The sequence below is a fragment of the Nostoc sp. PCC 9305 genome (genome assembly GCF_963920915.1).
GTDB lineage: Bacteria > Cyanobacteriota > Cyanobacteriia > Cyanobacteriales > Nostocaceae > Nostoc.
Map to the genome: position 1 here is coordinate 1 of NZ_CAWUDN010000118.1, position 23,927 is coordinate 23,927.

The 23,927-nt window shown below is 42.3% G+C and carries 17 protein-coding genes; 15 read left to right on the forward strand and 2 right to left on the reverse strand.

All coding sequences use genetic code 11. From position 1 onward, the window contains the following. Window positions 1-422 precede the first annotated feature (422 nt). Entirely contained in the window at window positions 423-2,240 is a 1,818-nt protein-coding gene (locus ACM0OX_RS30085) for a tetratricopeptide repeat protein (protein ID WP_414518680.1), read from the forward strand. A gap of 342 nt (window positions 2,241-2,582) precedes the next feature. Here the strand turns inward: ACM0OX_RS30085 and ACM0OX_RS30090 are convergent, their stop codons facing one another. Then, on the reverse strand, window positions 2,583-3,785 hold the full coding sequence (locus ACM0OX_RS30090; RefSeq protein WP_414518681.1) for an FAD-dependent oxidoreductase: 1,203 nt from the start codon (window positions 3,783-3,785) through the stop codon (window positions 2,583-2,585). A gap of 396 nt (window positions 3,786-4,181) precedes the next feature. Here ACM0OX_RS30090 and ACM0OX_RS30095 point away from each other — a divergent pair, with 396 nt between their 5' ends. From ACM0OX_RS30095 to ACM0OX_RS30105, 3 genes are all read left to right on the forward strand, one after another. Then, complete coding sequence (locus ACM0OX_RS30095; protein WP_414518682.1) at window positions 4,182-4,892, forward strand: pentapeptide repeat-containing protein; 711 nt, start codon at window positions 4,182-4,184, stop codon at window positions 4,890-4,892. 227 nt (window positions 4,893-5,119) lie between these two features. Continuing rightward, the gene (locus tag ACM0OX_RS30100; protein WP_414518683.1) at window positions 5,120-6,595 is read left to right on the forward strand and encodes a pentapeptide repeat-containing protein; all 1,476 of its coding nucleotides are present in this window, start codon (window positions 5,120-5,122) and stop codon (window positions 6,593-6,595) included. A gap of 385 nt (window positions 6,596-6,980) precedes the next feature. Further along, window positions 6,981-8,285 carry a P-loop NTPase fold protein gene (locus tag ACM0OX_RS30105; RefSeq protein WP_414518684.1) on the forward strand — a complete coding sequence of 435 codons (1,305 nt, stop codon included), beginning with the start codon at window positions 6,981-6,983 and terminating at the stop codon, window positions 8,283-8,285. Between the two features lie 31 nt (window positions 8,286-8,316). On the opposite strand, the gene ACM0OX_RS30110 is transcribed toward ACM0OX_RS30105, so the two are convergent. Further along, on the reverse strand, window positions 8,317-8,580 hold the full coding sequence (locus ACM0OX_RS30110; protein WP_414518685.1) for a hypothetical protein: 264 nt from the start codon (window positions 8,578-8,580) through the stop codon (window positions 8,317-8,319). A 418-nt stretch (window positions 8,581-8,998) separates the two neighbouring features. Here ACM0OX_RS30110 and ACM0OX_RS30115 point away from each other — a divergent pair, with 418 nt between their 5' ends. The 11 genes from ACM0OX_RS30115 to ACM0OX_RS30165 all read left to right on the forward strand — a co-directional run bounded on the left by ACM0OX_RS30115 (window position 8,999) and on the right by ACM0OX_RS30165 (window position 23,592). Further along, window positions 8,999-12,289, forward strand: coding sequence for a hypothetical protein (locus ACM0OX_RS30115; protein ID WP_414518686.1), 3,291 nt, complete (start codon window positions 8,999-9,001; stop codon window positions 12,287-12,289). Window position 12,290: 1 nt separating this feature from the next. Continuing rightward, window positions 12,291-12,473: a hypothetical protein gene (locus tag ACM0OX_RS30120; protein ID WP_414518687.1), complete on the forward strand. Its 183-nt coding sequence runs from the start codon at window positions 12,291-12,293 to the stop codon at window positions 12,471-12,473. A 353-nt stretch (window positions 12,474-12,826) separates the two neighbouring features. Beyond that, window positions 12,827-13,072: a ribbon-helix-helix domain-containing protein gene (locus ACM0OX_RS30125; protein WP_414518688.1), complete on the forward strand. Its 246-nt coding sequence runs from the start codon at window positions 12,827-12,829 to the stop codon at window positions 13,070-13,072. Window positions 13,073-13,157: 85 nt separating this feature from the next. Then, window positions 13,158-13,421 (forward strand): type II toxin-antitoxin system PemK/MazF family toxin, encoded by a 264-nt coding sequence (locus ACM0OX_RS30130; RefSeq protein WP_414518689.1) that lies wholly within the window; start codon window positions 13,158-13,160, stop codon window positions 13,419-13,421. Window positions 13,422-13,628: 207 nt separating this feature from the next. Then, a complete protein-coding gene (locus ACM0OX_RS30135; RefSeq protein WP_414518690.1) occupies window positions 13,629-14,297 on the forward strand; it encodes an HAD family hydrolase in 669 nt (222 codons plus the stop codon). A 377-nt stretch (window positions 14,298-14,674) separates the two neighbouring features. Then, window positions 14,675-14,914: a helix-turn-helix domain-containing protein gene (locus ACM0OX_RS30140; RefSeq protein WP_414518691.1), complete on the forward strand. Its 240-nt coding sequence runs from the start codon at window positions 14,675-14,677 to the stop codon at window positions 14,912-14,914. Window positions 14,915-14,918: 4 nt separating this feature from the next. Further along, on the forward strand, window positions 14,919-18,074 hold the full coding sequence (locus ACM0OX_RS30145; RefSeq protein ID WP_414518692.1) for a PAS domain S-box protein: 3,156 nt from the start codon (window positions 14,919-14,921) through the stop codon (window positions 18,072-18,074). Beyond that, window positions 18,071-18,547, forward strand: a complete 477-nt coding sequence (locus ACM0OX_RS30150; protein WP_335051442.1) for a response regulator — start codon at window positions 18,071-18,073, stop codon at window positions 18,545-18,547. Before ACM0OX_RS30145 ends, ACM0OX_RS30150 begins: the two co-directional genes overlap by 4 nt. Beyond that, the gene (locus ACM0OX_RS30155) at window positions 18,547-20,514 is read left to right on the forward strand and encodes a response regulator (protein ID WP_414518693.1); all 1,968 of its coding nucleotides are present in this window, start codon (window positions 18,547-18,549) and stop codon (window positions 20,512-20,514) included. The genes ACM0OX_RS30150 and ACM0OX_RS30155 overlap by 1 nt, the downstream gene beginning before the upstream one ends. Window positions 20,515-21,093: 579 nt before the next feature. Then, window positions 21,094-22,320, forward strand: a complete 1,227-nt coding sequence (locus ACM0OX_RS30160; RefSeq protein ID WP_414518694.1) for a pentapeptide repeat-containing protein — start codon at window positions 21,094-21,096, stop codon at window positions 22,318-22,320. 165 nt (window positions 22,321-22,485) lie between these two features. Next, window positions 22,486-23,592 (forward strand): TRAP transporter substrate-binding protein, encoded by a 1,107-nt coding sequence (locus tag ACM0OX_RS30165; protein ID WP_414518695.1) that lies wholly within the window; start codon window positions 22,486-22,488, stop codon window positions 23,590-23,592. Window positions 23,593-23,927 lie beyond the last annotated feature (335 nt).

The window sequence follows — 23,927 nt, forward strand, 5'->3', positions numbered from 1 at the left end:
GGGGATCTAAACGCTGTGAGGCAACTCTCAAAGACTTGTGTATACACCGTAGCCCTGCAAGCGGGGAGGGGAGACAAAGCGTAGCTTGGGGTTCTTTCTTATTTTTGATTTATGCAAGAGGTCTATTGACTAAATCGCTGTGACTGGATAAATCTAACAGCGCTACAGTGAACCGCCGATTAATTATTACAAAATATAATGAAATATGAAATTTATAAATAACAGATAGTGATGATTTGTTTCAATCCCAACTTGTTTGCATCTTATCCAAAAGTATTTGCTTTTAAACAAATGAACCTCGTTCGCAACATTGAAATCAAAAATCCTAGCAATAGGTACAAGAGTAGTTGGAATGATTTTAAAACATATCGTTAACAATCCTGATGCTTTAGGCTAGAGAATGTCAAAAGCTAAAAAATTATATGAATGCGGAAGATTTTTTTAACCAAGGATTAAACCAAAATTTGCAAGGGGACTATCCAGCAGCGATCGCAGCTTATACCCAAGCAATCAAGTTAAATCCTGACTATGCGGAAGCTTACCATAATCGGGGGCTGATTTTAAGTGGTCAACTCAAAGATTATCGCAGTGCGATCGCTAACTTCAATCGCGCCATCGAAATTAATCCTAATTTTGCCACAGCTTATTATAACCGCGCTAATGCTCGTTACTTTTTAGCCGATTATCAAGGCGCGATCGCAGATCATAACGTAGCATTACAAATCGATCCTAATCTGGCGCAATCTTACCACAGCCGCGGAAATGCCTACTTTGCTTTGGAAAACTACGACAAAGCGATCGCAGATTATATCCAAACAATCGAAATGAGTACCCAATTAGCTGATAGTATTAATATTGATATTGCCAACGCTTATCATAATCGGGGCGTAACTCTTTTTGAACGTGGCGATCGTCAAGGAGCAATCGCAGATTTTCAGCAAGCTTTACAATGGCATCCCCATTTTGCCGCAGCTTACAGCAATCGCGGTAATATTCACCATATTTTAGGCAATTATCAGGAAGCGATCGCTGACCATAACCAAGCATTACAATTAGATCCTAACTTGGCAGAGGCTTATCATAATCGAGGTAATGCTCACTACGCTTTAGCAGATTATCAAAGTGCGATCGCAGATTACAACCGCGCCCTAAAAATCAATCCCAACTTTGCCGGAGCGTACTATAATCGCGGTCTGGTGCTTGCTCACCTCAAAAACTATTATGAAGCAATTGAAGACTTTAACCAAGCATTAAAGCTGAATCCAGATGATGTGCAAGCTTATTCTGAACGTGGTCTGGTTCGTAGTACTCTTGAAGACTATCAGGGTGCGATCGCAGATTATGACCGAGCATTACAAGAAAATCCGACTCTAGCTTTAGTATACGGCTTTCGGGCAAATGCTCGTCGGCGATTGGGAGATTATCAAGGTGCAATTGAAGATAGCAATCGCCTATTACAACTCAATCCTAATTTAGCAGAAGGATATTGCGATCGCGCGGCAGCTCGTCGTTCTATAGGAGATCATAAAGGTGCAATTAAAGATTACGATCGAGCATTGCAAATTAATGATAACTTAGCCGCAGCTTATTATGGGCGGAGTATTGCCCGTGAAGCTCTGCAAGATTTACAGGGAGCAATTGATGATAACACTCAAGCGATAAAGCTTGTTCCTGATTTTTCCCAAGCGTATTGCAATCGGGGAAATGCTCGTCGTCTTTTAGGGAATGAACAAGGAGCGCTCGCAGATTATAATCAAGCATTAAAAATTAATCCTGATTTAATTGAAGCATATTACAACCGGGGTTCTACCCACTATGCTTTAGAAGAATATGAAAGTGCGATCGCAGATTACACCCAAGCTTTGCAAATAAATCCCCAATCTGCTGCATTTTACAGCGATCGCGCTAATGCTCGCTATGCCCTAGAAGATTATCAAGGGGCAATAGAAGATTACAGTCGAGCGATCGCGCTTGACCCCAGCTTTGCCGAAGATTGGTACAATCGGGGTCGTAGCCGTTCTCTGTTGGGAGACTTACAAGGAGCGCTTGCAGACTTAAACCAAGCTTTACAGCGTCAGCCTAATTGGGCTTCAGCTTACATCCTGCGGGCAGATGTCTACCGGAATTTGGGAGACTCTCAAGGAGCAATTAAAGATTTTCAGAAATCCGCAGACTTGTATTATCAAGAAGGGAATATCCAATATTATCAACAAATTGTTGAGCTAATTGAACAGCTTTGAAGAACCCCACCCCGCCAAAGCTGTGCTTTGTCTCCCCTCCCCGCAAGCCTACCGTGTATACACAAGTCCTAAAAACCTAGCTTGATAGGACTTTCCTCGTTCCCAGGCTCCGCCTGGGAACGCATTCATTGAGTCAAAGACTCAATGTCTGACAGGAAGCAGCAGCCCCTAAATCAGGCATTCCCATGCAGAGCTTGTGTTCGAGATAAACGAAAAAACAATGGAAAATCAAGCTTTTTTCGACTTGTGTATACACGGTAGCCCCGCAAGCGGGGAGGGGATTAAGGGGTGGGGTGCAATGACTGTGAGAATCGCAACTAAATTATCCAGACATGATATTTATTATTCAAAGCGAAAGCGTTCCATAAAGCGGCGGTCAATCCAATCTTTGTAACACCACAAGAGTTTGTGAGGTGGTAAAGTGAAGATGCCTTTTGTTGCAATAGCTCGTCCATCTCCTGTACCAATTAAACTCAAATATTCTTTCTGTGGTTTATAAGGTTTGAGCGGCTTGCCTAATAAAATTCGCTGTAAATTCTCAAACAAAGGTTTCCCTTGCCTAACAGCAAATACCCCAGCTTTTGGACGCGGATGATTTACCATTGTGGCAATGTCACCCGATGCAAATACCTGCGGGTGCGTTTGAGATTGCAACGTGTCTTCTACCAAAATAAAACCTTGCTCATCAGTTCCTAGTCCAGCGTTTTTTAACCATTCGGGTGCTGATGCTTGTGTCACCCAAAAAATTTTATTGCACTCTACTGTCAAACCAGATTCACATTTAATTTCAAATACTTCTTTAGCTTCATTATGGGTTTTAGGTGCAATTTTACACACAGTTTCTCCCAGATGTAGCTTAATACCTCGGTCAGTTAAAATTTGCTGAAGTTGATGCCGCACTGATTGATGATAATTGGGCATCAGTTCTTGTCCGCGCTGGAATAAATGAATTTCTAGGTTTTGAATAGGTTGTTGAGTTTCGTGCAAAATCCGATGTAAACGAGATTGCATCGATAGCGCTAATTCTACACCGCCAGCGCCACCACCTACGATCGCAATCCTAATTGGTTCTTGAGGATTTTTACCTACGGCTGCAATTAGTTGATACCAATGCTCTAATAACTGCGATACTGGTTTAGCTGCGATCGCATATTCTGCCGCACCTGATACAGACAGTATGCCTGGAGTGCTGCCAATATCAATAGACAGCACATCAAAATCTACCGCAAGTCCGTTAGCACAAAGAACTTTGTTGTTTTTTAAGTCAAGGGCAACTACCGTGTCAATATACAATTGTACTTGAGCAAAGTTCGCTAAGGGTCGCAAGTCAATATGGCATTCATTGTGGCTGTAAAATCCGGCAATATGTCCTGGTAACATCCCAGAGTAGGCTGTCTCTGATGCTGTGGTAATCAGTATCAAATGTACTCCTGTTAACGGTTTGATACCGAACATCTTTATAACAATAGCATGGCTGTGACCGCCACCAATTAACACCAGATTTTTAACTATTGGTTGTATATTTTGCTGAGTTTTAATAGTCATTTTTAGTTAATCAATGATTATAAATAAATCAAAAATATCATGATGAGAGTTAATTGTCAGTGAAGACTAAAAACTAGCGAACACAAACAATGATTGGGAATATAGGAATCCGCTTTGATTCCTGAAATTATTTGCGTAGGGAGGGAACAGGGAACGGGGAACAGGCAAGAAGGAATAAAAGTGTACTGAGTTTTTTTCAAAAATCAAATACGAGTCCTATAGCAAGAGTATGTATGCTTATGTCTACTTACTCAAAAGCTATATTTCCATTTTGTTGGTTACATGAGAATATTCGAGTATTAGCTATTTATGAAACAATAACAGATGCTAATAAAATATTCAATCAAAAGTACGTATTTAAATTGATTTTCATGAATTATTAATGCTTTTAATGCTATGAAAAATATTTTATCAAAAACTCCCATCCAGCTATCAAAAATATTACTGCGGATACCAGTTTTACAGCAACAAGTTAAACAAAATCAGCATCAGTCGCTAAAACGACGCTTAAGAATAGCAAGCGAACAGCTAGGAAATAACACTATAGAAATCAGTCTAGCTATAATTAATGATTTAGAACACATTGCCTATAGTTATCCACAGTACCACTGGACAATCGTAGATATTCTTACTACTTTTGTACGAAAGAATGCTCCTTATATGCCCCAAGAGGAAGTAACGAGTAACCTGTCAACAAAAATTCGTGTAGATATTCAAGCCGCGCTGACTGTTATTGCCAGAAGAGATGCAAACAAAGACCCAGTAAATGAGCAACTTGATTTGAGCTTCACGGATATGAGAGGAGCAAACTTGAAAGGGGCGAATCTACAACAGACAAATCTCTATCAAGCTAATCTCGCTGGGGCTAATCTTAGAGAAGCTAATCTAGCGGAGACAATACTTAGTGCAGCTAATTTAGAAGGAGCTAATTTATATCTAGCGAACTTAGAAGGAGCAATCCTTAGTGCAGCCAATCTAGAGAAAGCTAACCTTTCTGAAGCTAACCTGCATCGTGCTAGTTTATATCTAGCTAGCTTGTATGGAGCAATTCTCTATAACACCATACTTGATGGAGCAAACCTCAGAGAAACCAAATTTTCTGAGTAATATCATATCCGCTTGAATGAAAATTTTTTTCTCTACTCCCTATTATCAGTGTAATTCGTAATTCTTGTAGCGCCAGCGTTTCTTGGTGTCGTGATGTAAAAGTATATTCGATATAATTCCTTAGTTCAATGAGTGTTTTGACACCTATTATAAATTTCTGCTAAATGCTATACTATTTTTCCTCAACATCTAAGTAATAATTCTAGGTTGTAAGGAAAATTTTTACCATGTCTTCTAAAAAGACAGACGCTCTTTTGAATTGGTTGATAACTTTAACAGCTATATTTGGCTGCTCGTTGACTGTAATTTTCTTCGTCTTGTCCAATATTAAAGAATTGTCAATTCAAGAAAAAATCCAGTATAGAAACCAAGCTTTAACAACTACTGCAATAGTTTTTCTGGCATCGGCAGCAATGTTTAATACTTATTATGCAGCAAGACGTGCCCAAGCGATGCAGAAGAGTGCGATCGCATCTGAGAAAAACTTAGAAATTGGCTTGCAAAATGCCAAACTCAATCAAGACAGATTGATTGCAGAGCGCTTTATGGGCGCAATTGCCCAGCTAGGCCATGAAAAGGTTGAAACCCGCACAGGCGCAATTTATGCTTTAGAAAGGGTTGCTCAGGATTTTCCTCAAGAACACTGGACAATTATGGAAATTCTCACTGCCTTTGTGCGAGAGAATGCACCCATCCAGCACGTAAAAGGCGAGCAACAACAGCCGGAATATCAAAGAGCAATTTACTCAAGTCGGCGTCGAGGTGGGTCGCGTCCAACGCCGCAGTTGGAGCAAAATCTCCATGAAGAATTCCCCAAAATACGCACCGATATTCAAGCAGCCCTGACTGTTATTGGTAGGCGTAATTTACTCGAAGACCCAAAAGATCAAAAACTTGATTTACGTAACACCGACATTAGACAAGCAGACCTGCTAAAAACTAACCTGCAACAAGCTGACCTACGTGGGGCTGATTTGAGTGGGGCTGACCTGCGTGGGGCTGACTTGAGTGGATGTGACCTTAGTGGCGCTAAACTCATTAGGTCGATTCTCTATGAAACCAAATTACTAAAAGCTAGTTTATATGGAGCCAACCTTTGTTGGGCTAACCTGAATCGGACTAACCTCTCTGGAGCTAACCTGCGTTCAGCCAACCTATCTGGTGCAAGTCTGCGCGCTGCTAACTTACAGGGAGCGAATCTTTATAAAGCTAACTTACAACAAGCGACCTTAAAAGTCGCTAACCTCTCTGGAGCAAAGTTGTTTTTAGCTAACTTGCAAGGAGCAAAATTGGGTAAAGCCAACCTACAGCAAACGGGTTTGATTGGTGCTAACCTCTGTGGGGCTAACTTGAATGGAGCTAACCTTTCTGGGGCTAATTTGAATGCAGCCAAACTCCACCAAACAGAAGTCTATTTTGCCAATCTCTCAGAAGCTAGCTTAACGGAAGCTGACCTATATCAGGCTAATCTGATTGGAGCAAATCTTTATAGGGCAACCTTTTATCAAGCTAACCTGACTCAGGCAAACCTGATGGGAGCTAACTTTTCACAAGCTAACCTCAATGATGTCAAACTGGAAGGGACTATTTTGACAGGAGCGAAAAACTTAGAGTTACAGCAGATTAGAGAGGCAGTTGGCGATCGCACCACTCGCCTACCCGATTATATCGAAGCACCGGCACATTGGCGGCAATTGGGTTAAGCGATCGCAGCATCATTAGTTATTTGGGCGTATTCTACCGTTTTCTCTTAATGCTATAGTTTTTACTAAAAGTCTCCGTAAATATTTTGGAGATGAAGAAGATGAAAGCTATGTCTGATAACAAGACAGACATACCGAGAAATTTGTTTATAGTTCTAATTTTATTTATTGAATTGTTTATTCATTTAGCGAAAAACAAGAAATAGATGAGAGTGGCTAATACTTCCAAGAAGTAGCTCTATATTTTACAGTTTTCACCTAAGTTTAATTAAACAGACAAAAATAATCAGCCATTCTAAAAAAGGTTTTTCCGAAATAGCCGCTTTATCATCTGTATAATCACTGAAATGGGCAAGAGCGTTAGGCTGATTTCGGGTAATTTGTGATGAAACTAGATTTAGTCAGGTTTTTTCAAGCTTGCAACCCCAGTAAAACTCTGGTCGTGAGCAAACCGGAGGATAGACAATATTATATTGATTTCTCTAAAGTGCGTGGTGCCAAGATTATTGAAGAACTTGGGCGAACTATCACCCGCCTTTCACCTGAGCAACCCACTTGTCAATTGTTTACCGGACATATCGGTTGTGGCAAATCCACTGAATTACTGCGGCTAAAGGCAGAGTTAGAGCAGCAGGGATTTCATGTGGTTTATTTCGAGTCTAGCCAAAGCCTTGATATGGCTGATATTGATGTTACAGATATTTTATTAGCAGTAGCTCGCGAGGTGAGTCAAAGTTTAGAAGCAATCAAGATTAACCTCAAACCAGGATACTTTAAAAATCTGTTTACGGAAATTTCTGAGTTTTTGCAAACGCCGCTAGATATTGGGGTTGAGGCAGAATTATCTGTAGGTATTGCCAAGATTACTGCCAAAACTAAAGATAGCCCCAAACTTCGCGGTCAGTTACGGCAATATTTAGAACCGCGCACCAATGGCATTTTAGAATCAATTAACAAAGAATTGCTCAGGCCTGCTAGAGAAAAACTCAAGCAGCAGGGTAAAAAAGGACTGGTGGTAATTATAGATAATCTCGACAGAGTAGATAATTCTCAGAAACCTTCCGGTCTTTACCAGCCAGAATATCTCTTTGTGGAACGGGGCGAACAGTTAAACCAGCTAAATTGTCATGTTGTTTATACCATTCCGTTAGGATTGATTTTTTCTAACGCTTTAGGCAGGTTAACAAATCGCTTTGGCGTAGACCCCAAGGTTTTACCGATGGTTCCTGTGGAATTACAAGATGGTTCGCAATTTTCACAAGGAATCACGCTGCTGCAACAGATGGTCATGGCGAGGGCTTTTCCTGGTGTCAGTTGGGAACAAAGTCGGAATTTAATTACTGAGGTTTTTGATAGTCCTGATACTTTAGAGCGACTTTGCCAAGTTAGCGGTGGTCATTTGCGTAATTTGTTAATGTTATTGTTTCGCTGTCTTCAGCAAGAAGACCCACCTTTGTCGCAAGAGTGCGTAAATAGAGTGATTAAACAACGCCGCAATGAGCTAACTTTGGCAATTAAGCCCGATGAATGGGAATTACTGCGTGAGGTAGCGCAAGAGAAAAGCTTGAGAGGTCATGAAAGATACGAACTTTTGCTCCGCAGTATGTTTGTATTTGAATACCGCGATGAGGATGGTTCTTGGTTTGATATCAATCCGATTTTGGCAGAAGCTAAGGAATTTAGGTTATGAATCGGCAATAGAGGCGTAGAGTTGTATGCGCTTAACTATCAGGTATTTTGTAAAATGGCACAACGTTAGCGGTATCAGCAAGTGTGGGAGCTATATCAGCAAGTGCGGGAGCTATGTCAACAAGTGCGGTAGCTATGTCAACAAGTGCGGTAGCTATGTCAACAAGTGCGGGAGCTATATCAACAAGTGCGGGAGCTATATCAACAAGTGCGGGAGCTATATCAGCAAGTGCGGGAGCTATATCAGCAAGTGCGGGAGCTATGTCAACAAGTGCGGGAGCCGTGTCAGTTGTCATCTTCACAACTACAGCTTTTTACAAGGGACTTCCAAATAAAAAAATACTCAACTACTTCTTGTAGGGTGGGCGTCTCGCCCGCCCATATACAAAGGCGGGCAAGATGCCCACCCCACAAGATTGGGTAATTTATTTGTTGTAAGTCCCCAACTAGCAGAAATCGTCCGTCATCCTTTCTGCCTTCTGTCTTACTTCGACTCCTTTCGACTCCCTTCGGCTCCGGTTCCATCAAGCGACTTATACTGAGCGTAGTCGAAGTAAATCGAGATACTCAGCACAAGTCAAGGTAAGTCGCTCAGTGACCACCTGCCTGGTTGTTGAGTTTCGACTACGCTCAACTGCCGCGTAGTCGAAACACTGCCTCCTGCCTCAAAACCCGTAGCTTTGTACTTCATGCAAAAGAAAACTGCTGGATGTTATGAGTAATCAGCAAGAGCCAGAAAATTTAGCCTTTGACAATGAAAGTTCATTACAAACTTTAGTCAGAGCAATTACCTTTTCTCAGGGGCAATTTTCGCTGATTTTATTGCGCTGTAATTATGTTGCTTTACGTCAGCGTATGGTAGAACAGTTGCACCAAATCTCTCCTGTGGAAATATGCGAAATTACTTTACCTGCATCAGTCAAAACGCTCTACACAAATATACGCGAACAACTGGGAGATGAACAGCCACCTGCATTAATGATTTTTGGTTTGGAGTCGGTTAAAGATATTGATACAGTTCTGACTTCAGCTAACCAAGTACGGGAGGAGTTTAGAAAGAACTTCCCGTTTCCGATATTGTTGTGGGTTAATGATTCAGTTCTGCAAAAATTTATTCGATTAGCAACTGATTTAGAAAGTTGGGCAACTATTATTGATTTTGAAAATCCTACTGATGAGTTAATTAGCTTTCTCCAACAAAAAAGCGATGAAATCTTTGCTGGTGATGTTACGCCGAATCCCCAAATTTGCCGGGAACTAGAAACTGCTCGTCAAGATTTGCAAAACCGTCAAAAGGTATTAGAGCCAGCACTGCAAGCAAGTTTAGAATTTGTGCTTGGTTTAAATGATTATCTACATGACCAGATAGATTCTGCTTTAACACATTATCAACAAAGCTTGGAGTTCTGGCGACAAAGTAATTATTTAGAGCGACAAGGTATATTACTTGTTAATATTGCTTCAGTTTATAACCGCCAAGCTGAAAAAAATCAGACAGAAAATCAACGCTATTGGCAAGAGTCTAAAAATTACCTTCAGCAAGCTATTGAGATTTTTGAACAAGCACAACGTTCAGATTTAGTTGCAAAACATATTACTAAACTGGGTGAAGTGCTACGACGTTTACAAGCATGGTCAGAGTTGCAAAGCCTTGTGGAAAAATCTCTGCCGCTACATCAAAATTATGGCACGCCGTTGCAGTTGGCTAAAGATTATGGTTTTTTGGCAGAAGTAGCTTTAGAGCAGTCACGCTGGGAAGAAGCTAATAAACTTGCAGGGCAAGCATTGCAAATATTAGCTGATATCCCTAATCTTCAATCAGATGAATTGGGATTACATCGGTTTATTTTAGCAAAATCGCAACAGGGTTTAGGTCAATATCAAGTAGCGATTAATAGTTTAAAAGCTGCAAAGCTGGAAAGTAATCATCAGTACAACCCACAATTATATATATCTATATTAGAAAGGCTGCGTTTACTCCACTTTGAACAAGGTGAATATCTGAAAGCTTTTAATATTAAGCAAGAACAATTACAAATTGAACAGCAGTATGGTTTCCGCGCTTTTGTTGGTGCATCTTATCTCAATCCGCAGCGACAGGCAATTAATTCTGCACAGTTGCAGGTAGAGAATCCTGAAACCATTGCTCAAGAAATTGCTGCTTCTGGTCGGGGACAAGATGTTAAGCGGTTACGAGAAAGAATTGGCGGGACTGAGCATAAATTGACTGTAATTCATGGTCAGTCAGGAGTGGGGAAAAGCTCAATTTTACAGGGTGGATTAATTCCTGCGTTGCAACAGCAAGCAATTGGTGAGCGAGATGCTTTACCTATTTTGTTGCGAGTTTATACAGATTGGGTAGGGATGTTGGGGCAGAGTTTGGCTCAGGCTTTTGAGGAAGTCAGAGGTAATCAATTATCTGTTAATCTTGATTCATCAGCAACTATTTTAGAACAATTGCGGAGAAATGCTGACCGGAATTTGTTGACGGTTTTAATGTTTGATCAGTTTGAGGAGTTTTTCTTCGTTTATCCAGACCAAGGTCAACGACGAGCATTTTATGAGTTGTTGCGAGTTTGTCTAGATATTCCTTTTGTCAAGATAATTTTGTCTTTGCGGGAAGATTATTTACATTATTTATTAGAGTTAGAACGTCTGTTTAGTTTAGGTGCAATTAATAATAATATTCTCGATAAAAATATTCGTTCTTATTTGGGTAACTTTTCGCCAGATGATGCGATGGCTGTGGTGCAGAGTTTAACAGAACGCTCTCACTTTTATCTAGAGCCTGCACTGATTGAACAATTAGTGAGAGATTTAGCAGGCGAATTAGGGGAGGTACGCCCAATTGAGTTACAAATTGTGGGGACGCAATTGCAAACTGAGAACATTACAACTTTAGATAAGTATCGTCAGTTTGGTACGAAAGAAAAACTGGTTGAGCGGTTTTTAGAAGAAGTCATCCAAGATTGTGGCGCAGAGAATGAACAGGTTGCTCGACTGGTTTTATATTTACTCACAGATGAAAATGGTACTCGTCCCCTGAAGACTCGTGCTGAGTTAGCCACAGATTTGCCAGCAGAAGCCGATAAACTAGATTTGGTGTTAGAAATTTTTGTGGCATCGAGGTTAGTGTTGCTGTTACCAGAATCGCCGGCTGACCGTTATCAACTGGTGCATGATTACCTTGTGTCGTTCATCCGTCAGCAACAGGGTAATGAAATATTAGCAGAACTTGCTAGAGAGCGAGAACAACGCCTGCAAGCAGAAGAGAACCTGAAGCTTGAACAAGATGCAAAGCAGATATTAGTTAATGCTCAAAAAGAAGCCAAGCGACAAATTCGCCGAGGGCGGATGCAGTTGATGGTGAGTTCTGGTTTAGCGGTATGTCTATTATTATTGGCAGGTATATCATCAAGATACGCATTGAGTCAAATTCAAGTGGTTAAAGATACTGATAGTCAAAAGCAACAGGCAAAGCAGAAGTTGCAAGAAGCGCAGAATGATCTGCAAGCCGCAGAAGTAAAATTAAAATTCGCACAACAAAAAACTCAACAGGCAAACCAAAATTTCCTGGCTGCTGAAGCAAACTTGGCAGAGGTAAATCAGAAAGCCTCAGAATTACAAGAGAAAAATGCCCAAGCTCAGGAAATAATTAAAACGGCAAACGAAAAAAGAAAAACTGCTGAAGTAAAATCACAACAAGCAGTGACAAAAAAACAGCAAGCAGAATCTCGAGCTAAACAAGCCCAAACCACTCTCAACCAAATACAAGCAAGACTTGCAAAAGAAACGAAAGTAACAAAAGCAGTAAAAGCAGAAGGTCAAAAAGCAGGTCAACAACTAGAAGAAGTACGTCGACAACTAGAAGTAGCAAGTCGACAACTAGAAAAAGGACGTCAAGAAGGACGTCAAGAAGCAGCACGTCAAGAAGCACAACATACTACATGGGCGGCAAATGATGCAAGAATTCAAAAGTTATCAAGGCAGAGGCAGTGTCAATAGTGTGAGTTTCAGCCCGGACGGTAAAATCATTGCCACGGCATCATCTGACAACACAGCGCGGTTGTGGTCTGTGGAGAATTTAGACCAACTGTTGGTGCGGGGTTGCAATTGGCTGCATGATTATTTGCAGAATAACCCGAATTTGAATGAGAGCGACAAGCATCTCTGCGATGATATTAAGTAGATGGTTGGCAGTAATTAGATATTTCAAGTTATCCGCGATCGCAGTTGATCGATCAATGAAACCTTTGCAAAGGTACGTCTCAAAACCTCACCTCCAACCCTTCTCCAAGGCATCGGCTACCGTGTTACACAAGTGAAATTACCCCCCGATGCATTGGGGGGGAAACAGGAAATCTAGTTGCCTCCCCAATACATACGGGGAGGGTTAGGGTGGGCTAGAACTGACGCAGGCGATCGCACTTTCTGGAATTATCTCAAGCGATGCCTACGACTGTAAACTACGCTCTTTCAACACAACTATACACACTTTAAATGTGTATAAGAAAGTTGATAGGCAAAACAAAACGAAAAATTATGCGTCGCCGGATTAACATCACCTTGCCAGATGAGACAATTGAACTAATCGATCGAGTCATTGAAAAAGGCGATCGCAGTAGATTCATTAACGAAGCTGTGCAATATTATATTACTCAGAAAGCCTTAATCAATCTTAGAGAACAATTAAAAGAGGGAGCTATCCAACGCGCAGAACGTGATTTGGGTTTAGTAGAAGAGTGGTTTGACTTGGAAGAAGAATTGTGCCACAGAAACGAAAAGTAAATTACCCCAAACGTGGTGAAGTATACTTAGTCAATTTCGATCCAAATATTGGTGCAGAAATAAAAAAACACGCCCAGCTTTAATCTTGCAAAATGATGTTTCTAACGAACATAGTCCGATCGCGGTTGTAGCTGCCATCACCTCAAAGTTTGCAGAACCTTTGTGTCCCACTGAAGTGCTGATTAGAGTACTAGAAGGCGGTTTAGAGGATGATTCGGTTGTACTTCTCAATCAGATTCGCTCAATTGACAAGCAAAGGCTAATTAAATGTTTGGGAAGTCTGCGCCCAGAAACGATCGCACAGGTAGATCGAGCAATTCAAATCAGCCTTGGCCTAGTGAAGCTTTGAGGCGATGTCTGGCGACAAGCCGCTTCTCTACAAGACGCTGCACGTAGCTTGCTTCTCCGTAGGAGTATGCGTCTACGCACCCTCTGGAATTATCTCAGGCGATCGCCATCTCTTCTCTAACCCCCTTCTCCTCTCATGGGATGATGAAGTAAACTGATTTGCCATGCCATCATCAGCTATGAAACAAAACGTCAGCCGAGGTTTTTCATGGCATTAGAAGGGGTGATTTTAGATATTGATGGCACACTGGTTATAAGTAATGATGTTCATGCAAATTCTTGGGTAGAGGCATTTGCAGCTTATGATTTGGAAGTGCCATTTGAAAAAGTTAGACCACTCATGGGCATGGGTGGAGATCAACTGATTCCCAAAGTAGTGCCAGAATTAAATGGTGAAGAAGGAACTGGCAAAGCGATCGCTCAACTCCGCAAAAAACTATTATTTGACAAATATATACCGCAAATCACTGCTGCCAATGGTAGCAGAAACTTAATATTAAAGATGCAAAAATCGGGATTGCATCTGGTTGTCGCTAGTTCAGCCAGTTCTGAAGAACTAGATACTATGCTCAAAATTGCCCAAGTAGATGATTTACTAACGGAAGTAACTACATCCGATGATGCCGAAGCATCTAAACCTGCTCCTGACATTGTAGAAGCTGCCTTGAACAAAGGGAAAATGACACCTGAAAAAGTAGTGATGCTAGGAGATTCGCCCTACGATATTGAGTCTGCGGGCAAAGCCGGAGTAGGTGTGATTGGTTTACGCTGCGGTGGCTTTAGCGATGAACAACTGTCGCAAGCGATCGCAATTTACAACGATCCAGAAGATTTACTACAGCACTATGACTCTTCTATTCTGGGCGCAAATGCTTAAATACTAAAAGGGCACTAAAAGGGTAAGCGATCGCAGTCAATTCATCAACGAAGTTGTGCAATATTGTCCCTTAATCCCCCCGATGTATTGGCTACGGTGTACACACAAGTATTACCCGCATAGGTTTCAGATATTCCAGCCTCATAAATAACTAAATTTGGGGGACTTGAAACTCCATTTCTCCCCATAATTTGGGGGCTAGAGCAACTAAACCAAGTGTTAGGTGGAATTTTAAGACTTGTGTGTACACCGTAGCTTTTTTAAGGGGGGTTGGGGGGATCAACAAGTGCCTAAAATTTTAAAATATTCTCTAAATAAGGGATAATAAAGAGGACATCTGTCCTACGCCAATTATCCTATGGGGATAAAATACAGAGATGTCTGTAACAACGCGGCTGGAAATTTTAGATTTAATTCGGGAACTTCGTCAGCAGCTCAATCTTTCTCAGAAACAGTTTGCTGCTAAAGTAGGAGTTTCTTTCAAAACAGTCAACCGTTGGGAGAATGGGCATACAGTCCCTTCACGGATAGCGCTAAAACTAATAGAAGAAATGTTACGGAAGATGGGTGAACCCGGCAAAAGACTGCTAAATCAGTATTTTCCAGAAGCAGAGTAGGGTTATGAGTCGTAAGGCGAGGACATCTGAATCCCAAAACATCTTTTCTGGCAATAGAGACAAGGGCGCATTCAGCCGGGAGAAACTCCTGCACTATGGTGTTGCCTTCCTATCCGTTGCCTTAGCACTGCGGGCAACCCTACTACTCAATCCATATCTTACTTCAACGCCTGGGGCGCTGTTTTTTGGTGCGGTGATGGTGAGTGCCTGGTACGGGGGCTTAGGGCCAGGGTTACTTGCAACTCTTTTGTCTACTTTTGCAGTTAATTACTTCTTTTTTAAGCCACTCCATCCGCAGAACATTACAAATCCAAATATTGTAGTTCCCTTGGTAGTGTTCATGCTGACAGCAGGGTTAATTAGCTGGCTTAACGAATCACGCCGCACAGCCCAACGGCAAGCTGAGGCGAACCTGAAGTCATTACGCGAAAGCGAGGCCCGGTTTGGTCGCTTAACCGAGTCTAATATTATTGGGATGATTGTGGCCGACCTCAACGGCTTAATCATTGAAGCCAATGATGCCTTTCTAAAAATGCTCAATTATACCCGCGAGGATTTGCGCTCTAGTCGAATCCGCTGGGGGGAGATTGTTCCACTCGAATATATTGAGGTGAGCGAACGAGGGATTCAAGAACTGACAATTACTGGGAGTTGTAAGCCCTTTGAACAGGAATACATCCGCAAAGACGGCTCTCTAGTTTCCGTTCTAATTGGCTTTGCTAAACACGGAGATCGAACAATCATTGGTTTTGTTCTTGACTTAAGCGAACGCAAACAAGCCCAAGCAGAAGCCCAGCATCGCGCCCGCCAAGCAGAAGTTGCCCAAAGCATTTTACAAATGCTGCTAGAACACGTCCCAGAGGGAATTACGATCGCTGGCGGCCCCCCTGATTTCCCAATCATCGCTAACAGCAAACTCGCGCAAAAACTTTTGGGGAAACCGAGTGAACCTCTCGTTGGTATGTCTTCTGAATCTTATATTCAGCTCTACGATCTGTTCTTGGCTGATGGTGTAACGCCCCTTACCTTAGAGCAACTACCTTTATACCGTGCTACGCGCTATGGAGAAACGATCTGCGATGAAGAATACATCATTGAACGTCCAGATGGTACTACAATTACAGCGATCGCCAATGTCGTCCCAATTCGCGATTCTCAAGGTGAGATTATTGGTGCCATAGATTGCTGGCGCGATATCACCAACCGTAAGCTCATAGAAGAAGCACTGCGCCAACGAGAAACAGAACTTCGTTTAATTACAGATACATTGCCAGTTCTGATTACCTTTGTAGATTCAGAACAACGCTACCGCTTCAATAACCGAGCATATGAAGATTGGTTTGGGCATTCGACGGTAGAAGTTTATGGGAAGCATCTTTGGGAAGTATTGGGTGAATCCGCTTATGAAGTGCTTCGTCCTTATGTGGAACAAGTACTAGCAGGAGTGGAGGTTACTTTTGAAAGTGAAGTTCCTTATAAAGATGGTGGGACACGTTACATTAGTGCCATTTACGTTCCCCAATTTAATAAACAGGGAATCGTTGAAGGGTATGTGGCGTTAGTCACCGATATTAGCGAGCAGCAAGCTGCGCTACGCGATCGCGATCGGGCAGAAGTTGCGTTGCGCGAAAGTGAATTACGCTTTCGTCAAATGGCAGACACCGCTCCCGTACTGATTTGGATGTCTGGTACTGACAAACTTTGTAACTACTTTAATAAACCCTGGCTAGATTTTACCGGGCGGACTCTGGAGTCAGAGATGGGTAATGGGTGGACTGAAGGCGTTCATCCTGATGATTTTCAGCGTTGCTTAGATACATACACCCATGCTTTTGATGCCCGACAAAATTTTCAAATGGAATACCGCCTCAGACGCTTTAATGGCGAATACCATTGGGTTTTTGATACTGGTGTACCTCGGTTTGCATCAACAGGGGAGTTTCTCGGCTATATCGGCTCTTGTGTTGATATCCACGATCGCAACTTAGCAGAAAAAGCCCTACGTGACAGTGAAGAGCGATACCGAATTTTAACGGAAGTCTCACCACAGGCCATTTGGATGGGCGATGTCTACGACGGGCTACGCCTACGCGATGGTGGTATTACCTATTGCAATCAATACTGGTTAGACTATACCGGACTGACAATGGAGCAGACTACTGGCTATGGCTGGATTTATGCCATTCACCCCGATGATCGCGATCGCGTTTTAAAAAGTTCGATGCAGGCTGTTGCTAACGCGACCAACTACGAAATAGAAATTCGCTTCCGTCAAGTTTCTGATGGTAGCTATCGTTGGCATATTGTCCGGGGTTTACCATTTCGAGATCAAAGCGGACAGATTATCAAATGGGTGGGCATCGCCAGCGACATTCACGATCGCAAGGTTGCCGAAGCCGCCTTGCAACAACTCAATGAAATGCTAGAGCAACGAATTCAAGAGCGCACTGCCCAACTCGAAGCCGCCAATAAAGAACTCGAATCTTTTTCCTACTCAATCTCTCACGACTTGCGCGCACCACTGCGCCACATCGCCGGATTTATCGAATTACTTCAGAAACGGCATAGCTCAACAAGCTTAGATCAAACAAGTCAGCGCTATTTGAAAATAATTGCCGAAACTGCCAAACAGGCAGGAATACTGATCGATGAATTGCTGACATTTTCTCGGATGGGGCGCACCGAAATGCGCTACATCAACCTCAATATGGAAGAATTGGTATATGAGGTAAAACGCGATTTAATTGCAGAAACCCCAGGACGGACAATCCATTGGCACATAGAGCCACTGCCAGAAGCGCAGGGCGATCCCTCCATGCTGCGACTGGTGCTTCGTAACCTGATGGGCAATGCCGTAAAATATACCCAGACTCAAAACCCAGCAGAAATTACTGTTGGCAGTATTGACAATGAAAACGAAGTTGTCTTTTTTGTAGAAGATAACGGCGTAGGCTTTAATATGCAATATGTACACAAGCTATTCGGAGTATTTCAACGTCTGCATAGCGACCCACAATTTGAAGGCACTGGTGTTGGATTGGCAAACGTGCAACGCATTATTCATCGGCATAATGGTCGAGTTTGGGCAGAGGCTGTAGTTGACAGTGGCGCCACCTTTTATTTCTCGCTGCCTAAATTGTCCAAAAAGGAGAGTGAATGAAAGAACTGAAGCGAATCCTGCTAATTGAAGACAGTGCCAACGATGCAGAGTTAATCTTAGCCGCTTTGTCAGAAAACCATCTCGCCAATGAAGTAGTGGTAGTACGTGATGGCGAAGAAGCACTAGATTATCTTTATCGCCGGGGGTTATTCCGGTTGCGAATGGAGGGGTATCCTGTTGTGGTATTGCTCGATTTGAAACTGCCTAAAATCGATGGCTTAGAAGTGCTGGCGCAACTCAAATCTGACCCAGTAATGCGAGTAATTCCAATTGTGGTACTGACTTCTTCCCGCGAGGAACCTGACCTAGTTCGCTGCTACGAGTTAGGGGTGAATGCTTATGTTGTCAAACCAGTAGATTACCATGATTTTGTCGATTCTATTAAAGGTGTCGGCCTATTTTGGGCAGTGATCAATCAGCCTCCGGTTGGTGCTTTACCGCCAGCACCTCATCCTCAAAAGGAGAGCAACTGATGAATGTTCTGCGTTTCCTCCTTTTGGAAGATAGCCTGTTAGATACAGAGCTTGCCCAAATGATATTAGCCGAAGGGGGAATTAATTGCGAACTGATCCGAGTCGAAACCGGTGCTGATTTCCTAGCGGCTTTGGAAACAGAGGCTTTCGATTTAATTCTTGCCGATTATGCCTTGCCCTCTTTTGATGGAATTTCTGCCTTGGAAATTGCCCGCAATCGTTGTCCTGAGATTCCTTTTATCTTTGTCTCTGCCGTGCTGGGTGAAGAATTAGCGATCGAAGCTTTGAAGAACGGTGCAACCGATTATGTATTAAAGCAACGACTAGGGCGGTTAGTTCCCTCGGTGCAACGCGCATTGCGGGAAGCTAAGGAGCGGCGTAAGCGCAAGCAAGCAGAGGAATCTTTACAAAAGAGTGAAGCCAAGTATCGCCGAATTGTTGATACCTCTTATGAGGGAATCTGGATGATTGACTCCGAAACCCGAACAGAGTTTGTGAATCAGCGGATATCTCAGATGTTGGGTTATCCGGCAGCAGAAATACTCGGTCGTTCTATATTTGATTTTATGGATCTGGCTGATGATATCGCAGATGAAGCAAAACTGGAGTGGTTCAAAGGAGAAGAGAGCGATCTCAAAGAAGGGCGATTGCTTTGCCAGGATGGTTCGTACATCTGGACACTGATTTCTGCCAGAGCGATTTTGAATGAACAAGGTGAGTGCTTGGGTGCGATCGCTATGCTAACTGATATCACCGATCGCAAACGCAGCGAATCAGAACGCGATCGCCTTTTGCAACTAGAGCAAATAGCTAGGGCGGAAGCTGAGGCTGCTAACCGTATCAAAGATGAGTTTTTGGCGGTACTTTCCCATGAATTGCGATCGCCCTTGAATCCGATTCTCGGTTGGGCAAAACTATTGCAGAGCCGGAAATTTGATGAAGAATCGCTCAACAAAGCCCTGAAAACTATTGAGCGCAATGCCAAATTACAAGCTCAACTAATTGAAGATTTACTAGATGTTTCTCGCATCCTCCAAGGCAAACTCAGCCTCAACACGATCCCAGTGGATCTGGTATCTACCATTGAAGCCGCAATGGAAACAGTGCATTTAGCAGCAGAGGCTAAAACTATTGACATTGAGACGAAGCTCGATCCAAATGTGGGGAAAGTTTTGGGCGATCCAGCCCGCTTACAGCAAGTTTTCTGGAATCTTTTATCGAATGCCGTCAAGTTTACTGAGACTAAAGGAAAAGTAAATGTGCGATTGGAGCGCATCGACGCTCAAGCGCAGATTACCGTCAGCGATACAGGTAAGGGCATTGATCCTGATTTTCTACCTCATGTATTTGATTATTTCCGTCAGGGTGACAGTACAACAACTAGAAGGTTTGGTGGATTGGGGTTAGGTTTAGCGATCGCTCGTCACTTGATTGAGATGCACGGCGGAAGGATTTGGGCTGAAAGTCTTGGCGAGGACAAAGGAGCGATCTTCACTGTTAGATTGCCGCTGATCGAGAATGGTGCAACGATCGAGGATGGCACAAATACTGATTCCTCAACTGCCGTTTTTTCCTCCTCTCCCCTCATGGGTTTACAAGTGCTGGTTGTGGATGACAATGATGATACCCGCGACTTTTTCAGCTTTGTGCTGGAACAATTTGGTGCGATCGTTACCGCAGTAGCATCAGGATATGAAGCATTACAAGCGCTAACCCAGTCAAAGCCAGATATCTTACTCAGCGATATTGGGATGCCAGAAATGAACGGCTATATGTTGATGCAACAGGTGCGGACTCTGGAAGCAAAAGTCGGGGGAAAAAAGATACCTGCGATCGCTTTGACTGCTTATGCAGGCGAAATAAATCAGCAATACGCACTAAGAGCAGGATTTCAACAGCACATTGTTAAACCTGTAGCACCAGAAGAATTGCTCGTGGCGATTTCTAACTTAGTCCAATCTACTTAGGGTTTGTTATCAACCTGAGTAATAAGATGAACTGGCTGAATGTTACAAATTTTAAACTATTGTTCACAGGTAATATGGTCTTTTTAATTGCCTGGAATACTCCGGTTAATCCAGAAAAATGTTGTGCCCTAACAGCGTGTTGATATAAAAAGTTTATTCTCTTGTCAAAAATTTATCTCACCCTTATTGACATTACTTTTCAAGTAATTGAACTACACTACTTTTCATTCCCTGTCTGGATCGTGGACTAAATACCTGAAAATTTTATCAAATAAATCTGAGTGAAAAAGAGTGTCGAGATGTAGCAGTACTAAGTCTCTATAAGGTTTCTGGATACAGCATATTTAATTTCATCAGATATCTAATCATTCGTGAATAATCAGAACCCTGGCTTCTCTAGAAAGTCAATGGTCTTGTTCCTCACAAATGATTCAGGATTGTTATATAGATAATTTTTATATAGTGGATTTAAAGGTTCGCCAATTTTATCCGTGTTTGTACTCTATCATAACTTTACGGATACTCTTAGAATCAACCTAAATTTACTTCCGTAAGGAGTCGGATATGAAGACTTATGACATGTCTTTCATAAAGACCAATGGACTCACGACCTTGTTGGCATTTGTCTCAGTTATATTTATTTTATCATTCACTCTAATTATATTATTTTTTGAAAATATTCAAGGATTTTCAAATCAAGAAAAAATTGAATACATCACTCAAGCATTAACAACGATTGCCATAATTATTGGGGGATTGGCATTAATTCTGAATGGTTACTATACCTCAAAACTCTCTCTGGATGAGAATCACAGCTTGCTAACACAACTCTTAGCTGGAACACTACCTTGGGATAACAATATCATAAATTGTATCAATCAGACACAACTAACTCCACAAGAAATTGTTTCTGAACGCTTTTCTAAAGCAATTGAACAACTGGGAAATGAAAAGATTGAAACGCGATTTGCCGCAATTTATGCTTTAGAACGAATTGCCAAAGATTCTCCGAAAGATCATTGGACAATCATGGAAATCCTCGCTGCTTTTATCCGTGAGAATGCCCCAGTGAATAGGGAATATGAGGATGAATCGCTGCAATCATCAAAACTTCCTACAGATATTCAAACAGCCTTAACTGTCATTGGCAGACGCGATTCATCTAAAGATCCAGTCAATCAGAAACTCGATTTACGCAATACAGACCTCTGTAATGCAGACTTAACGGAAGCTAACCTCTCTAAAGCAATTTTCGTCGGGGCTAACTTGCAATGGGTCAATTTTACCAGAGTAAACCTCTCGGAAGCAGACTTATCTGTTACCTGTCTTTGTGGCTCAATCCTCTATGAAGCCAACCTGCAAAAAGCAATCCTCCCAGAAGCCAATCTTCAAGGCGCAGTTCTTAGAAAAGCGAACCTTTCCCAAGCAATCCTTTACGATGCCAACTTGGAAGGCACAGTTCTGTGTGATGCCAACTTAACAGGAGCAGTTCTGTGTGATGCCAACTTGGAAGGAGCAATCCTTTGTGATGCCAATTTAGAAGAAGTCAACTTCGAGGGTAGCAATCTCCAAGATACAAACCTAATTGGCAGTAACTTGCAAAGAGCAAAACTGGCTGGCGCTAATCTAGACAGTGCATTACTGAGTACAGCTAACCTCCAAGAAGCTAATCTCGAAGAAGCTAACCTTTGTGGAGCTAACTTGAGTGGCTCGGAAAATGTAGAATCACACCAGATTGAACAGGCAATTGGCGATCGCACAACCATCCTACCGGAAAACTTGAAAATACCCCAACATTGGCGGTAATAACAAGCTAAAGTTTCAGCATCTAAAACTTGATTACACGATAGGGACGCATAAGTGTGCGTCCCTATCGTGTTTAATTTAGTACCCAAAACTAAAAAATTGCCAAAAACCTGATAAATATTCTCTATCAGGCAAAATTTTCCGCAATTTAAATCACGAACAATTATGAAACGCCGAGAGGTTTTTAACACAGCTGCGATCGCCACTGCAACTGCTGCTACTCTAGTTTCTTGTAGCCAAGCTGGTAAATCCCCTAGCGTGCAAGCAGGATTGCCGAATATCCGTTGGCGGATGGCAACTAGCTGGCCCAAATCTTTGGGTACTTTTATCGGCGCTCAAACAGTTTCCCGGCGAGTTGAAGAAATGACCAATGGACGTTTCCAAATTACGCCCTTTGCTGCTGGAGAGTTAGTACCAGGATTGCAAGTACTCGATGCCGTGCAAGCCGGGACAGTTGAATGCGGTCACACATCTAGCTACTATTACATCGGCAAAAGTTCAGCATTAGCCTTCGCCACCTCCGTACCCTTTGGTTTAAATGCCCAACAGCAGAATGCTTGGCTTTATAACGGTGGTGGATTAGAAGCCATACACAAAATTTATACCAACTTTAATGTGATTAGTTTTCCCGCAGGTAGTACCGGCGCACAGATGGGGGGATGGTTCAAAAAAGAAATCAAGTCTATTTCTGACCTCAAAGGTTTGAAAATGCGAATTCCCGGATTAGGTGGCGAAGTCATGTCCCGTTTAGGGGTAAACGTGCAAGTATTACCTGGAGGCGAAGTTTATTTAGCATTGGATAGGGGAGCAATTGATGCTGCTGAGTGGGTAGGCCCTTACGATGACGAAAAACTCGGTTTAAATAAAGCCGCGCAATTCTACTATTATCCTGGTTGGTGGGAACCAGGGCCAACATTGGATGTGTTAGTGAACCTCACCGCCTGGAATCGCCTACCCAAAGAATATCAACAGATTTTGAAGACAGCGAGTTTTGAAGCCAATTTGAATATGCTGAGTCAATACGATTCTTTAAATGGGCAAGCGCTGACGCGGTTACTGGCTGGTGGTACAAAACTAGTTCCATACAGCCAGGAGATTCTGCAAGCAGCCCAGAAAATCTCCTTTGAGTTATTTGAAGAAAATGCCAGTAAAGATGCGGCTTTTAAGCAAGTTTACGAACAGTGGAAAGCCTTTCGCCAGCAGATTTTTAATTGGAATCGCGTTAACGAATTAAGTTATGCCAATTTTGTCACTTCTAATAACATCAAGTAACTTATAAAATCTTTGCTTTTCTCTCTGCGCTCTCTGTGCCTCTGTGGTTAAAAAATAATTTATTTCACCGCAGAGGCGCAGAGTCCACAGAGTAAAGAGAAATCTTTGCCAGCAATTTTACCTGTACAGCACTAAGATAGACAGAATTAGGGTTACTTTACACCCGCATTATTCAGTATAGATTAATTTGTTTATTACAAAAATATTGAACAGCTTTATATAAATTCTTGGAGGTTGCCCAAATTCAATCAACGACTGTCCGAATTCAATTAACGACTGTCCGAATTCAATCAACGACTGCCCGAATTCAATCAACGACTGCCCGAATTCAATCA